This window comes from Streptomyces noursei (genome assembly GCF_016917755.1).
GTDB lineage: Bacteria > Actinomycetota > Actinomycetes > Streptomycetales > Streptomycetaceae > Streptomyces > Streptomyces yunnanensis.
In genome coordinates, this window is sequence record NZ_CP070326.1 from 8,082,643 (window position 1) to 8,099,889 (window position 17,247).

Consider the following 17,247-nt stretch of genomic DNA (forward strand, 5'->3'; position numbering starts at 1 on the left):
TCAGTTCAGTCCCAGCTCGTCATCCAGCAGCGCGAACATGTCGTCGTCCGACGCCTCCTCGATGTCGACGTCCGCGCCGCCGTCCGCGGATCCCTCCGCGCTGCGCATGTCCGCCCACTTCGCCCTGAGGACCTCCAGCCGGCCGGCCACCAACTGGTGCTCCCCCGCGTCGTCGAGGGACAGCCCGGCGATCACCGCCTCCAGGTTGTCCAGCGCCGCCAGCACCGAGCCCGCACCCGACGCCTCCCCGGTGCCGAGCCGGCCGCGCAGGTGCCCGACGACGTCGGCCGGCGTCGGGTAGTCGAACAGCAGGGTGGCCGGCAGCCGCAGTCCGGTGGCCGCGTTGAGCCGGTTGCGGAACTCCACCGCCGTCAGCGAGTCGAAGCCCAACTCCTGGAACTGCCGACCCGCACCGATCGCCGAGCCGTCGGCGTGCCCGAGCACCACCGCGGCCTGACCACGCACCAGCCTCAGCAGGACCTCCTCCTGCTCCGCCCCGCCGAGCCCGGCCAACTGCCGGGTGAGCGCATCGGCCGACGGCGCCGCACCGGCCGCCGCGGTCCGCCGCGCGGACGTCCGGACCAGACCGCGCAGCAGCGCCGGGACATCACCGAGCCCGCGGAGCGCGGCGAGGTCCAGCCGCACCGGCACCACCAGCGGTCGCTCACCGGCGGTCGCCGCGTCGTACAGCGCAAGGCCCTGCTCCGCCGAGATCGGCGGAATACCGGAGCGGGCGAGGCGGTCGGCCTCGGCGTCCGACAGGGTCCCCGTCATGCCACCGGCCCGGTCCCACGGACCCCACGCCAGCGACACACCCGGCAACCCGGCTGCGCGACGCTGCGCCATCAAGGCGTCCAGGAACGTGTTCGCCGCCGCGTAGTTGGCCTGTCCGGCGCCGCCGAGGACGCCGGCGAGGGAGGAGAAGACGACGAACGCGTCCAGGTCCAGGCCGCGGGTCGCCTCGTGCAGATGCCAGGCGGCGTCGGCCTTGGGCCGCAGGACGGTGGCGAGCCGCTCCTCGGTGAGCGAGCCGATCACCCCGTCGTCCAACACACCGGCCGTGTGGACGACCGCCCTCAGCGGGTACTCGTCCGACACGCCGGCGACCAACGCCGCCACCGCATCGCCATCGGCCACATCACACGCCTCAACGGCCACCACGGCACCGAGCGCTTCGAGGTCGGCGACCAGCTTCTCTGCTCCCTCGGCCGCGAGACCGCTACGGCTGGCGAGCACCAGGCTCCGTACGCCCCGCTCGGCGACGAGGTGTCGGGCGAGCAACCCACCGAGGCCACCGGTACCACCGGTGATGAGCACCGTGCCGGGCCGCCGGGCCGGATCGTCCGGGACCGTGTTCCCGTCATTGGCCGAACCGCTGCCGGCGGTCTCGGAACGGGCGGTCTCCGGAAGGTCGGTCGCCAGACGGTCAGTCTTCGGAAGGTCGGCCTTCGGAAGGTCGGTCTTCGGCGCGGGGATTCGGGTCAGTCGGGCGGCCTGCACGGCCCCGCCGCGGAGCGCCAACTGCGGCTCGTCGGCGGTCGCGTGCAGGGCCGCGGCGAGCGTGGACGGCACGGTCACACCGGCCGGATCACGGTAGCGGTCGACGTCGGGGGCGGGGGCGAAGGCGGGGGCGAGGTCCAGGTCGAGGTCGAGGTCGAGGTCGAGAAGACCGAAGCAGCCCGGATTCTCCGACTGCGCCGACCGCACGAGACCCCAGACGGCCGAGGCCGCCAGGTCGGTGATGCCGCCGTCGTCCACGGACACCGCACCGCGCGTCACGAACACCAGCCGCGCCGCCGCGAACCGGTCGTCCGCCAGCCACTGCTGGATCTGCTCCAGTACCTGTGCGGTGGTCTCACGCACGGCGCGGAGCATGTCGGACGAGCTGTCGTCGGACGGCCTGTCGTCGGGTGTCCCGGCGTCGGGGTGTCCTCCTGCATGTACTTCTTCGTGTGCCTCCGCGTCTGCGTCCGCGTTCGTGGGTGCGCCCGTCGGCTGGGTGCCCATGACCGGGACGAGGACGAGGTCCGGTACCGGATGCTCCGACGCGGCGAGTGCCGCGAGGTCGCCGCGCTCCTCGACCAGGGTCAAGGCGTCCGTCAGGCCGTCTGCGAGGCCGAAGAGGTCGGTTCCGATGATGGCTACCGATGGGTGGCCTGCGGTCGGGGCGGTCGGGGCGGTCGGGACCGTGGTCCATTGGACGCCGAAGAGCGCGTCACTCAGGTGGGTGCGGGATGCGTTGACCTCATCGGGAGTGAGGCGGCGAGTGCGCAGCGCATCGATGGAGATGACCGGCGCACCGGCCGGATCCACCGCGGTCACCGACACCGCATGCTCACCCGCCGGAGCCAGCCGCACGCGCAAGGCCGTCGCACCCGAGGCGAAGAGAGAAACACCCTCCCACGCGAACGGCAACGCAGGCCCACCATCCACGGATTGACCTTCAAGGGAAGCGAGAAGCGAGGCATGGAGCGAGGCGTCCAGCAACGCCGGGTGCAACCCAAAACCGGTCACCGCATCGACGCTCTCAGCAACCTCTTCCGACAGGGCGACCTCCGCGAAGAGTTCCTCACCGCGACGCCACACCGCACGCAGCCCCTGAAACACCGGGCCATAACCAAACCCAGCATCCGCAAACAACTCGTAGCAACCCTCAACATCCACCGACACAGCACCCTGCGGAGGCCACACAACACCGTCGCCCAACCCACCGACCCGGTCAACCGCACCAGAAGCCAGCACACCGACAGCGTGCTGCGACCACACCGCCCGACCCACACCATCAGGACACGAATACACCCCCACACCACGACGACCCACAGCATCAGGAGCATCCACAGCAACCTGAACCCGCACCGCACCACGCTCAGGCAACACCAACGGCGCCGCCAACGTCAGCTCCTCAACACGACCACACCCCACCTCATCACCCGCACGCATCACCATCTCCAACAACGCCGCACCAGGAACAAACACCCGCCCCATCACCGCATGATCAGCCAACCACCCATGCGACGACAACGACAGACGACCCGTCAACACCACCCCCGCACCCGCAGCCAACTCCACCGCAGCACCCAACAACGGATGCCCCGCAGACCCAAGCCCCACAGCACCCACATCACCACCAACACCACCAACACCAACACCAACCCGACCCACCGGCCAAAACCACCCACGCTGGAACGCATACGTCGGCAACTCCACCCGCCGCGCACCCACACCAGCGAAGAAGTCCTGCCAGTCTTCGATCAGTCCGCGGGTGTGGAGACGTGCTCGGGCCGTCATGGCCGTGGACTCCTCACCGCGGTCCTTACGCAGAACCGGCACGGTGACGGCTTCGCCGGCGAGGGACTGCTGAGCCAGCGCGGACAGGATGCCGTCCGGGCCGAGTTCCAGGAAGGTCCCTACGCCCTCGGCTTCGAGGGTGGTGATGCCGTCGGCGAAGCGGACCGCCTCACGGACGTGGCGCACCCAGTACTCGGCCGAGCAGAGTTCGTCGGCCGTGGCTACCTGGCCCGTCAGGTTCGATACGACGGGGAGCGTCGGGGCGGCGTAGGACAGGCCCTCCGCCACCGCACGGAACTCCGCCAGCATCGGATCCATCAGCGGCGAGTGGAACGCATGCGAGACGTGGAGTCGGGTCGTCCGGCGTCCCTGGTCGGCGAAGTGTTGTGCCACGGACTGCGTGGCCTCTTCTGCGCCCGAGATGACCACGGAGGTCGGGCCGTTGACGGCCGCGATCGCCACCTCGTCGGTCAGGTGCGGGGTGACTTCGTCCTCCGTTGCCTGGACCGCGATCATCGCGCCCCCGACCGGCAACGCCTGCATCAGCATCGCCCGAGCGGCCACCAGACGGCAGGCATCCTCCAGCGTCAGCACCCCGGCGACGTGCGCCGCCACGATCTCACCGATCGAATGGCCGGCCACGAAGTCCGGACGGACACCCCAACTCTCCACCAACCGGAACAGCGCCACCTCGACAGCGAACAGGGCCGGCTGTGCCCAACCCGTCTCGTTCAGCAACTCCGCATCGTCACCCCACATCACCACACGCAAACCAGCCTCGGAAGGCAAAACAGCGTCCAGGTGATCGGCCACGACATCGAGGGCCTCAGCGAAGACCGGGAAACGCTCGTACAACTCACGCCCCATGCCCAGGCGTTGCGCACCCTGACCCGTGAACAGCACTGCCGAACCAGCAGTCGATACCAAGTCGGAGACGACGGCGGGATCGGCCGCACCGGAGGCCAGGGCCGCGAGGGCGGCCAGGCTGTCTGCCGGGTCCTTCGCATCGTCGACCAGCACGATCGCGCGGTGGTCGAACTGCGAGCGTGTGACGGCCAGTGCGTGGCCGACGTCGATCGGGCGCGGTTCGGGCCGCTCCGCCAGGAAGTCACGGAGGCGTGCGGCCTGGGCGCGCAGAGCCTCGGGCGACTTTCCGGACAGCGCCCACGGCACCAAGGACGGCTCCGCCGACGGCTTGATGGCGACCGGCTCCACGGCCTCTGCTGCTCCCGGTGCCAGGCGCTGCGCAGCCGCCGGCTGTTCCAGGATGACGTGGGCGTTGGTGCCGCTGATGCCGAAGGAGGAGACACCGGCCCGACGGACGCGGTTCGTCTCGGGCCAGGCGGTCTGCGCGGTGAGCAGCTCGACGGCGCCGGCGCTCCAATCGACGTGCGAGGACGGGGCGTCGACGTGCAGGGTCTGCGGCAGCACACCGTGCCGCATCGCCATCACCATCTTGATGACACCGGCAACACCGGCCGCCGCCTGGGTGTGACCGATGTTGGACTTCAGGGAGCCCAGCCACAGGGGGTTCTCGGGGTCGCGGTCACGGCCGTAGGTGGCCAGGAGCGCCTGGGCCTCGATCGGATCACCGAGCGTCGTACCCGTGCCATGCGCCTCGACCACATCGACATCGGCCGTGGACAGGCCGCCGCTGGCCAACGCCTGGCGGATCACCCGCTGCTGGGACGGGCCGTTCGGCGCCGTCAGACCATTGGACGCACCATCCTGGTTGACGGCCGAGCCCCGCACCACGGCCAGGATCTCGTGGCCGTTGCGCACGGCGTCCGACTGGCGCTCCAGGACGAGGATGCCGACGCCCTCGGACCAGGCCACGCCGTCAGCGGCCTCGGCGAACGCCTTCGAACGACCATCGGGCGCCAGACCCCGCTGCCGCGAGAACTCCACGAACGTGCCTGGCGTGGACATCACGGTCACACCGCCGGCGAGCGCGAGCGTGCACTCACCGGCCCGAAGGGCCTGCGCCGCCAGGTGCAGGGCGACCAGGGAGGAGGAACACGCGGTGTCGACCGTGACGGCGGGGCCTTCAAAGCCGAGAGTGTAGGAGACGCGGCCCGAGGCCACGCTGCCCGCGCTCCCCTGGCCCTGGAAGCCCTCGAACTCCTTGCCGCCGAGGATGCTCCCGTAGTCGCTGTACATCACGCCGGCGAAGACGCCGGTGGCGCTGCCGCGCAGGGTCAACGGGTCGATGCCGGCCCGCTCGATCGCCTCCCACGACGACTCCAACAACAACCGCTGTTGGGAGTCGGTCGCCAGCGCCTCACGCGGGCTCATCCCGAAGAACGCCGGGTCGAACTCCCCCGCCTCATGCAGGAAACCACCAGAGCGGGTGTACGACGTGCCCAAGTGCTCGGGGTCCGGGTCGTAGAGGTTGTCCAGGTCCCAGCCGCGGTTGGTCGGGAAGTCGGTGATGGCGTCGGTGCCGGCGTCGACCAGGCGCCACAGGTCCTCCGGCGAGGTCACACCACCCGGGAAACGGCAGGCCATGCCCACCACCACGATGGGATCGTCCGCGGTCGACGGCAGTGCCTGGACCGGCACCCGCGCCTCGCTCTCGACCACGCCGAACAACTCGCCCCGCAGGTGCTCCGCAAGGGCATCGGTGTTCGGGTAGTCGAAGACCAGGGTTGCGGTCAGGCGCAGTCCGGTGGCCGTGCTCAGCCGGTTGCGCAGCTCGACGGCGGTCAGCGAGTCGAAGCCGAGGTCACGGAACTGTGCGGTGGTGTCCACGGACGCCGGATCGGCGTGCCCGAGGACGAGGGCTGCCTGAGTGCGGACCAGTTCGAGGAGTTCCTGGCGCCGCTCGTCGGCGGTGAGCCCGGACAGGCGGTTGACGAGTCCGGCGACGGTGGCGGAACCGCCGGCCGCCGTACGGCGGATGCGGGCCCGCACCAGTCCGCGCAGGATCGCGGGGACCTCACTCTGCACGGCCAGCGCCGCTAGGTCGAGCCGGACCGGTGCGACGAGGGCCACGGCCGGGATGGCGATCGGGTCGTCGGTTCCAGATGTGCTGGCGGCGGCGCTGCCGGCTGCCTTGTCTGGCGTGCTGGTACCGGCAAGGGCGAGTGCCGCGTCGAAGAGGGCGAGGCCCTGCTCGGCGGAGAGCGGCGGGATGCCTGAGCGGGCCAGGCGGTCGGCCTCGGCGTCCGACAGCATGCCGGTCATTCCGCCGGTCTGCTCCCACGGCCCCCAGGCCAACGAGAGTCCGGGCAGGCCCGCTGCCCGGCGCTGTGCCATCAGCGCGTCCAGGAAGGCGTTGCCCGCGGCGTAGTTGGCCTGTCCGGCGCCGCCGAAGACCCCCGCGACGGAGGAGAAGACGACGAACGCGTCCAGGTCCAGGCCGCGGGTCGCCTCGTGCAGATGCCAGGCGGCGTCGGCCTTGGGCCGCAGGACGGTGGCGAGCCGCTCCTCGGTGAGCGAGCCGATCACCCCATCGTCCAACACACCGGCCGTGTGGACGACCGCCCTCAGCGGGTACTCGTCCGACACGCCGGCGACCAACGCCGCCACCGCATCGCCATCGGCCACATCACACGCCCGAACGGCCACCACGGCACCGAGCGCTTCGAGGTCGGCGACCAACTCCGTGGTTCCCGGGGCATCGGGGCCGCGCCGGCTGACGAGCAGGAGATTGCGGACGCCGTACCTGTCGACGAGGTGCCGTGCGAACTGCGCCCCGAGCCCGCCGGTGCCACCGGTGATCAGCACCGTGCCGTCAGCTTTCCACTCCGTGGGCGCGACCGCCTCGGCGGGCGGCGCCAGGCGGGTCAGCCTGGCGGCGTGCAGGTGCCCGTCGCGCAGGAGCAGTTGCGGTTCGTCAGAGGTGAGAGCCTCGCCGAGGGCTGCGGCCGACGCCTCGGCCCCGTCGAGGTCGAGGAGCCCGAAGATGCCCGGGTTCTCGGTCTGGGCGGAGCGCACCAGGCCCTGGACAGCCGCCGCGGCGACATCCTGCCCGTCGGCCGCGCCGCGGGTCACGAATACCAGGCGCCCGGCCGCCAGACGTTCGTCGGCCAACCATGCCTGGATCGTGCGCAGGGCCTCGGCGGTGAGACGGTGAGCCGCCTCTACGACCGCCGCGCCGGCTCCGACGGCGCCTTGGCTGGCCCCGGTGGCGTCGTGGTCGTTCATGTGCTGGGCGGCTGCGTCCTCGATGGTGAGACCGATGAGTGTGACGTCAGGGACGGGCACTTCGGACCCCGCCGCGATCAGCGCATCAACGCTCTCGTACACGGTCGTGGTCGTGGTCGTGGTCGTGGTCGTGGTCGAGCCAGCAGAGGAACTGCTGAGCGCTTCGGCGAGCCCCAGTCGGTCGGTTCCGATGATGGCTACCGATGGGTGGCCTGCGGTCGGGGCGGTCAGGGCGGTCGGGGCGGTCGGGACCGTGGTCCATTGGACGCCGAAGAGCGCGTCACTCAGGTGGGTGCGGGATGCGTTGACCTCATCGGGAGTGAGGCGGCGAGTGCGCAGCGCATCGATGGAGATGACCGGCGCACCGGCCGGATCCACCGCGGTCACCGACACCGCATGCTCACCCGCCGGAGCCAGCCGCACGCGCAAGGCCGTCGCACCCGAGGCGAAGAGAGAAACACCCTCCCACGCGAACGGCAACGCAGGCCCACCATCCACGGATTGACCTTCAAGGGAAGCGAGAAGCGAGGCATGGAGCGAGGCGTCCAGCAACGCCGGGTGCAACCCAAAACCGGTCACCGCATCGACGCTCTCAGCAACCTCTTCCGACAGGGCGACCTCCGCGAAGAGTTCCTCACCGCGACGCCACACCGCACGCAGCCCCTGAAACACCGGGCCATAACCAAACCCAGCATCCGCAAACAACTCGTAGCAACCCTCAACATCCACCGACACAGCACCCTGCGGAGGCCACACAACACCGTCGCCCAACCCACCGACCCGGTCAACCGCACCAGAAGCCAGCACACCGACAGCGTGCTGCGACCACACCGCCCGACCCACACCATCAGGACACGAATACACCCCCACACCACGACGACCCACAGCATCAGGAGCATCCACAGCAACCTGAACCCGCACCGCACCACGCTCAGGCAACACCAACGGCGCCGCCAACGTCAGCTCCTCAACACGACCACACCCCACCTCATCACCCGCACGCATCACCATCTCCAACAACGCCGCACCAGGAACAAACACCCGCCCCATCACCGCATGATCAGCCAACCACCCATGCGACGACAACGACAGACGACCCGTCAACACCACCCCCGCACCCGCAGCCAACTCCACCGCAGCACCCAACAACGGATGCCCCGCAGACCCAAGCCCCACAGCACCCACATCACCACCAACACCAACCCGACCCACCGGCCAAAACCACCCACGCTGGAACGCATACGTCGGCAACTCCACCCGCCGCGCACCCACACCAGCGAAGAGCACGGGCCAGTCGACGCGCGCGCCGGCGATGTGCAACTGGGCCAGGGCGGCGAGCGCCGCCGGTTCCTCCGGCCGGTCCTTACGGAGCAGCGGGACCGCGAGGGAGGATTCGGTGAGCGATGCTCCCGCCATGGCGGCGAGGACGCCGTCCGGGCCGAGTTCCAGGAAGGTCCGCACGCCCTCGGCTTCGAGGGCCGTCACACCGTCGGCGAAGCGGACCGCCTCGCGGACGTGGCGCACCCAGTACTCGGCCGAGCAGAGTTCGTCGGCCGTGGCTACCTGGCCCGTCAGGTTCGATACGACGGGGAGCGTCGGGGCGGCGTAGGACAGGCCCTCCGCCACCACACGGAACTCCGCCAGCATCGGATCCATCAACGGCGAGTGGAACGCATGCGAGACCCGCAGCCGGGTCGTACGACGCCCCTCGGCCGCGAACCGCGCCCCGATCTCGACGGCGGCATCCTCCACACCCGATACGACCAGCGCATTCGGCCCGTTGATGGCGGCGATCGCTACGTCGTCGGTCAGGTGCGGGGTGACTTCGTCCTCCGTTGCCTGGACCGCGATCATCGCGCCCCCGGCCGGCAACGCCTGCATCAACGCCGCCCGAGCGGCCACCAGACGGCAGGCTTCCTCCAGCGTCAGCACCCCGGCGACGTGCGCCGCCACGATCTCACCGATCGAATGGCCGGCCACGAAGTCCGGACGGACACCCCAACTCTCCACCAACCGGAACAGCGCCACCTCGACAGCGAACAGGGCCGGCTGCGCCCAACCCGTCTCGTTCAGCAACTCCGCATCGTCACCCCACATCACCACACGCAAACCAGCCTCGGAAGGCAAAACAGCGTCCAGGTGATCGGCCACGACATCGAGGGCCTCAGCGAAGACCGGGAAACGCTCGTACAACTCACGCCCCATGCCCAAGCGTTGCGCACCCTGGCCCGAGAACAGCACCGCGTGGCGACCCGTGCCGACGCGGCCGACGGCGGTGGCAGCATCGGCCTCGTCGGCTGCAATCGCCGACAATGCGCGGACGGCATCGGCACGGTCGCCGGCGAGTACCACCGCACGGTGTTCAAAGGTCGAGCGGTCGGTGACCAGGGACATGCCCACGTCGACGAGGCGAAGCTCCGGGCGTTCCTCGATCGACGACAACAGCTTCGCCGCCTGGGCGCGCACGGCCTCCGGTGTCTTGCCGGACAGCACCCACGGCACCGTGGACGGCTCCACGGTGTTCGTCTCCATCACCGGACGCCGCACGGCCTCCGGACGCTCCAGGATCACGTGCGCGTTGGTGCCGCTGATGCCGAAGGAGGAGACACCGGCGCGACGGGCCCGACCGGTCTCCGGCCAGGCAGCCTGCTCACTCAGCAGCTCCACCGCACCCTCGGACCAGTCCACATGCGAGGAAGGCGCATCCACATGCAGCGTCCGCGGCACCACACCATGCCGCATCGCCAGCACCATCTTGATCACGCCCGCCACACCCGCAGCCGCCTGCGTATGCCCCAGATTCGACTTCACCGAACCCAACAACAACGGCCGTCCAGGTTCACGATCACGCCCATACGTAGCGATCAGCGCCTGCGCCTCGATCGGGTCACCCAACGTCGTCCCCGTACCGTGCGCCTCCACCACATCCACATCAACCGTCGACAGACCACCACTGGCCAGTGCCTGGCGGATGACGCGCTGCTGCGACGGACCGTTCGGCGCCGTCAAACCATTGGACGCACCGTCCTGGTTGACCGCCGAACCCCGCACCACGGCCAAAATCTCGTGACCGTTGCGCACCGCATCCGACTGACGTTCCAACACCAGCACACCCACGCCCTCGGACCAGCCCACGCCATCAGCCGCATCCGCGAACGCCTTGCACCGACCATCCGGCGACAGACCCCGCTGCCGAGCAAAGTCCACAAACACCGCAGGCGTCGACATCACCGTCACGCCACCGGCCAACGCCAACCCACACTCACCACTGCGCAACGCCTGCATCGCCCAGTGCATCGCCACCAACGACGACGAACACGCCGTATCCACCGTCACCGCAGGGCCTTCCAACCCCAACGTGTAGGCCACCCGACCCGACGCCAAACTCGGCGAACTCCCACTGCCCTGGAAACCCTCGAACTCCGGACCGGCCAACATCGCGCTGTAATCGCTGTACATCACCCCCGCGAACACACCCGTCCGACTGCCCCGCAAACTCACCGGATCAATACCGGCCCGCTCAATCGCCTCCCACGACGACTCCAACAACAACCGCTGCTGAGAATCGGTCGCCAACGCCTCACGCGGACTCATCCCGAAGAACCCCGGATCGAACTCCCCCGCCTCATGCAGGAACCCACCCGAGCGGGTGTAGGAAGTACCGAGATGGTCGGGGTCCGGGTGGTAGAGCGATTCGACGTCCCAACCACGGTTGGTCGGGAACGGGGACACCGCGTCGATGCCGTCCGTGACGAGCCTCCACAGGTCGTCCGGGGACGTGACCCCGCCGGGGTAGCGGCAGGCCATGCCCACGATGACGATCGGGTCGTCCGCCACCGCCACCGCGGCCCGCTGCACGGTCGCCACCTCGGCATCCGCGCCCAGCAACTCGTCCAGGACGTAGGAGACCAGCACCTCGACGGTCGGATAGTCGAACACCATGGTCGCGGGGAGCCGCAGACCGGTGACGGTGTTGAGGCGGTTGCGCAGTTCCACCGAGGTGAGGGAGTCGAAGCCCAACTCCCGGAAGGCACGTGCCGGATGGACGTCGTTGGCGTCGGCGTGGCCGAGGACCAGGGCCACCTGCCCGCGCACGAGGTCCAGGAGGACTTCCTGCCGCTCGACCGGGCTCAGGCCGACGAGCTGTTCCCGCAGCCCGGTTGCGGTTGCCGATTCAGCGGCGGCGGCGCGGCGCGAGCGGCCTCGGATCAGGGACCGCAGCAGCGGCGGCACCTCACCCTGGGCGCGCAGTGCCGACAGGTCCAGGCGCACCGGGACACAGGTGGCATCACCGGTCGCCAAGGCCGCGTCGAACAGTGCCAGTCCTTGCTCCGCGGTCAGCGGTGGCACTCCCGAACGGGTCAGGCGATCGGCCTCGGCATCCGCGAGCATGCCCGCTGTGCCACCGGTGAGCGACCACGGGCCCCAGGCCAGTGACAGGCCGGGCAGTCCTTCCGCCCGGCGTTGCACCATCAGCGCGTCCAGGAAGGCATTCGCCGCCGCGTAGTTGGCCTGGCCCGGACTGCCGAAGACACCGGCCAGGGAGGAGAAGACGACGAACGCCTCCAGGTCCAGGCCACGGGTCGCCTCGTGCAGATGCCAGGCGGCATCCACCTTCGGCCGCAGGACCGCGGACAACCGCTCCCCGGTCAACGCACCCACCATGCCGTCATCCAGCACACCCGCCGCATGAACCACCGCAGACACGCAATGCCCGCCAACCAACTCCACCACCGCGGCACGATCGCTCACATCACACGCAACCACCCGCACCCGCGCACCCACACCCGCAAGCTCCGCCACCAACTCCCCAACACCCACCGCACGTTCACCACTGCGACTGACCAACAGCAGATCCCGCACCCCGTACTCGGCCACCAGATGACGCGCCAACACCGCACCCAGACCACCCGTACCACCAGTGACCAGAACCGCACCCCCACCCGAGAACAACACACCAGAGCCCGAGCCACCCCGACCGCCAACGACACCAGCGACGCCCTCACCACCCTCGGTGAACGACCGCCGCACCAGACGCGCGACCCGCAACACATCACCCTGCACCGCAACCTGCGGCTCATCACCGGCCAACGCAGCGACCAGCACCTCCGCACCCACCGCACCATCCGGATCCAGATCAAGCAGACCAAAACAACCCGGATTCTCCGACTGCGCCGAACGCACCAGACCCCACACCGCAGCAGCACCCATATCACGCCCGACCGTCGCACCACGGGTCACGAAGACGAACTTCGTGTCCGCGAAGTGCTGTTCCTGCAGGCGAGTCTGTACGAGGGCCAGGGCTCGGTGGGTGAGGTCGTGCACGGCCGCCGGGACGGAGTCCGCGTCCGCGGCGCCGGCCTGGTCGGAGGCGATGAGCGGCAGCGCGATCAGCGCGGGCGCGGGTTCATCGGTCGACAGGGTGGTGCGGACGTCGACGTCGGCGCCCGCCGCACGCAGGGCCGCGGTGAGCTCGGAGGTGAGCTCGACGGTTTCCGCACCGACGACCGTCACCGCCGGGGTCACGGTAACCGTGTCGTCCGGCCGGGGCGCCGGGGCCGGGGCCCAGTCCAGGCGGAACAGCGCGTCGCGGGCGAGGGTCGCGGTGGCGCTCAGGGCCTTCGCCGAGACGGTGCGCATGGCGAGGGCCTGTACGGACGCGACCGGTGCACCGGTGGTGTCGGCGATGGCCAGGCTCAGCGTTCCGTCGGTGTCGCGGCCGAGTCGGACGCGGACCGAGGAGGCACCGGAGGCGGCCAGGGAGACGCCGTGCCACGAGAAGGGCACGCTGCCCGTCCGTGTGGGCTCCCCGTCCGGGGCGACGAGCCAGGCTGCGTGCAGTCCGGCGTCGAGCAGCGCCGGATGCAGCCCGTACGCCTCTGCTTCGGTACGGCCGGCCTCCGGCAGAGCAACTTCGGCGAACACCTCGCCGTCGCGCCGCCAGGCCGCTCGCAGGCCCTGGAAAGCGGGCCCGTAGCCGAATCCTTCGCCGGCCCGGGACGCGTAGAAGTCCGCCAGGTCAACGGGTTCGGCGTGTGCCGGCGGCCACACGGTGGCATCGAACGGGACGGTTGCCTTCGCCGGCAGGCCGGTGACGAGGACGCCGGTGGCGTGTTGGGTCCACGGGGTGTCGGTGTCTGTGCGGGTGTCACTGTCGGTGTTCGTGGCGCGTGCCGGACGCGAGTGGATGGTGACGGTGCGGCGGCCGGTGTCGTCGGCGACGCCGACCCTGACCTGGGTCTGTACCGCGCCGCGCTCGGGCAGGACGAGCGGTGCGGCGAGCGTCAGTTCCTCGACGTGGTCACAGTCGGCCTCGTCGCCGGCGCGCAGGGCGAGTTCCAGGAGTGCGGTGCCGGGCAGCAGGACCTGTCCCATGACGGCGTGGTCGGCCAGCCACGGATGCGACTGCAGCGACAGCCGTCCGGTGAACAACAGGCCCTCTTCGTCGGCGAGTTCGACGATGCCGTTGAGGAGCGGGTGGCTCGCGCCGGCGATGCCGACGGCGGCGGCATCCGCGGTGTCGCGGGGGCCGGAGGGCCAGAAGGGACGGTGTTGGAACGCGTATGTCGGCAGGTCCACCGGGCGGGCACCGGTCGGGGCCAGGAGGGCGGTCCAGTCGATCGGTGTTCCGGTGGTGTGCAGTCGGCCGAGTGCGGTGAGCAGGGCCCGTTCCTCGGTCATGTTCCTGCGGAGGACGGGGGCGGTGACCGTGCCGTCGGCGACGGTTTCCCTGGCCATGGCGGCGAGGACGCCGTCCGGGCCGAGTTCCAGGAAGGTCCGCACGCCCTCGGCTTCGAGGGCCGTCACACCGTCGGCGAAGCGGACCGCCTCGCGGACGTGGCGCACCCAGTACTCGGCCGAGCAGAGTTCGTCGGCCGTGGCTACCTGGCCCGTCAGGTTCGATACGACGGGGAGCGTCGGGGCGGCGTAGGACAGGCCCTCCGCCACCGCACGGAACTCCGCCAGCATCGGATCCATCAGCGGCGAGTGGAACGCATGCGAGACGTGGAGTCGGGTCGTCCGGCGTCCCTGGTCGGCGAAGTGTTGTGCCACGGTCTGCGTGACCTCTTCTGCGCCCGAGATGACCACGGAGGTCGGGCCGTTGACGGCGGCGATCGCCACCTCGTCGGTCAGGTGCGGGGTGACTTCGCCCTCCGTTGCCTGGACCGCGATCATCGCGCCCCCGACCGGCAACGCCTGCATCAGCATCGCCCGAGCGGCTACCAGACGGCAGGCGTCCTCCAGCGTCAGCACCCCGGCGACGTGCGCCGCCGCGATCTCACCGATCGAATGGCCGGCCACGAAGTCCGGACGGACACCCCAACTCTCCACCAACCGGAACAGCGCCACCTCGACAGCGAAGAGAGCAGGCTGGGTCCAACCGGTCTCGTTCAGCAGCTCCGCATCGTCACCCCACATCACCTCACGCAAACCGGCCTCGGCAGCCAAGGCGGCGTCCAAGTGGTCGACCACAGCATCGAGGGCCTCGGCGAAGACCGGGAAACGGCCGTACAACTCACGCCCCATGCCCAGGCGTTGCGCACCCTGACCCGAGAACAGCACCGCGCACCGTCCCATGGTGACCGTGCCGGTGAGGGCCGAGGGGTCGGACGCGGCCGTGGTGGCGAGGGCGGACAGCGCGCGGGTCGCCTCGTCACGGTCGGTGCTCAGGACGACTGCCCGGTGGGCGAACTGGGAGCGCTGGGTGGCGAGGGACAGGGCGATGTCGGCGGGTGCGAGTTCGGGGTGCTGCTGGAGGTGGGCGAGGAGGCGTGCGGCCTGGGCGCGCAGGGCCTCCGGCGTCTTGCCGGACAGCGCCCATGGCAGCACGGGCAGGTCCGCGGTGGCGGCCGGTGCCTGGGCGGCTGCCTCCACCGTGTCGGCTTCGTCCGGCGCCGAGTGCCGCGCGGCCTCCGGCTGTTCCAGGATGACGTGGGCGTTGGTGCCGCTGATGCCGAAGGAGGAGACACCGGCGCGGCGGGCCCGGCCGGTCTCCGGCCAGGCGGTCTGCTCGGTGAGCAGTTCGACGGCACCGACGCCCCAGTCGACGTGCGAGGACGGTTCGGTGATGTTCAGGCTGCGGGGCAGCACGCCGTGCCGCATCGCCATGACCATCTTGATGACGCCGGCGACACCGGCGGCGGCCTGGGTGTGGCCGAGGTTGGACTTGATCGAGCCGAGGAACAGCGGGCGGTCGTGCTCGCGGTCCTGGCCGTAGGTGGCGAGGAGTGCCTGTGCCTCGATCGGGTCGCCCAGTGTGGTGCCGGTGCCGTGTGCCTCGACCGCGTCGACGTCGGTCGTGGAGAGGCCGCCGCTGGCCAGTGCCTGGCGGATGACGCGCTGCTGGGACGGGCCGTTGGGCGCGGTCAGGCCGTTGGACGCACCGTCCTGGTTGACCGCCGAGCCGCGCACCACGGCCAGGATCTGGTGACCGTTGCGCACGGCGTCCGACTGGCGCTCCAGCAGCAGCATGCCGACGCCCTCGGACCAGCCGACGCCGTCAGCGGACTCGGAGAACGGCTTGGAGCGGCCGTCGGGGGCCAGTCCGCGCTGTCGGGAGAACTCGATGAAGGTGTCCGGGATGGACATCACGGTGACGCCGCCGGCAAGGGCGAGGGTGCACTCGCCGCCGCGGAGTGCCTGTGCGGCGAGGTGCAGGGCGACCAGCGAGGAGGAGCAGGCTGTGTCGACCGTCATGGCCGGGCCTTCGAAACCGAAGGTGTAGGAGACCCGGCCGGAGGCCACGCTCAGTGCACTGCCCTGCCCCTGGAAGCCTTCGAACTCGGCGCCGTCGAGGCGGGTGCCGTAGCCGCTGTACATGACGCCGGCGAAGACGCCGGTGCGGCTGTCGCGCAGGGTCAGCGGGTCGATGCCGGCCCGCTCGATCGCCTCCCACGAGGACTCCAGGAGCAGGCGCTGCTGGGAGTCCGTGGCCATGGCCTCGCGGGGGCTCATGCCGAAGAAGTCGGCGTCGAAGTCGGCGGCGTCGTGCAGGAAGCCGCCGGCGCGGGCGTACGAGGTGCCGGAGTGCGCGGGGTCGGGGTCGTAGAGGTTGTCCAGGTCCCAGCCGCGGTTGGTCGGGAAGTCGGTGACGACGTCGGCGCCGTCGCCGAGCAGACGCCACAGGTCCTCCGGCGAGGTGATGTCGCCGGGGAAGCGGCAGCTCATGCCGATGACGACGATGGGGTCGTCGGTCGGTCCCGCGGTGGGTTCGCCGGGCTCGTCGGGGTCCGACTCGGCGTCGGGGCCGAGGAGTTCGGTGAGCAGGTGGGCGGCGAGGGCGTCGGCGGTGGGGTAGTCGAAGACGGCCGTGGCCGGTAGCCGCAGGCCGGTGGCCGCGCCGATGCGGTTGCGGAGTTCAACCGCGGTGAGCGAGTCGAAGCCGAGGTCCCGGAAGGCGCGGGACGGGTCGACGCCGTCGCCCGAGGTGTGGCCGAGGACCATCGCGGCCTGGTCGCGGACGAGTGCGAGGAGGGCGTCCCGTCGCTCGGCGCGCTGGAGCCGGGTGAGCTGCTCGGCAAGTCCGGTGTCGCCGGGGGTGGTGGCGGCTGTGCGGCGGATGGGCGCCTTGACCAGACCGCGGAGGAGCGGTGCGGTGTCGCCCCGGGTGCGCAGTGCGGACAGGTCCAGGCGGACCGGGACCAACGCGGCACTCCCCGTCGCCAACGCCGCATCGAACAGCCCCACACCCTGATCAACCGTCAACAACGGCATACCCGACTCAGCAGCACGACGGATATCCCGCTCCGTCAACCCCGCCGTCATCCCCACACCCTGATCCCAGGCACCCCACGCCAACGACACACCAGG

General features: G+C 70.4%; 1 protein-coding gene (only partly in view). It reads right to left on the reverse strand.

All coding sequences use genetic code 11. The features are described from left to right. A protein-coding gene (locus JNO44_RS44020) for an SDR family NAD(P)-dependent oxidoreductase (RefSeq protein WP_478219205.1) crosses the window boundary here: on the reverse strand, positions 1–17,247 show its 3' portion. The gene runs 16,248 nt beyond the window's last position; only the last 17,247 of its 33,495 coding nucleotides appear in the window; the start codon falls outside the window, past its right edge; its stop codon occupies positions 1–3.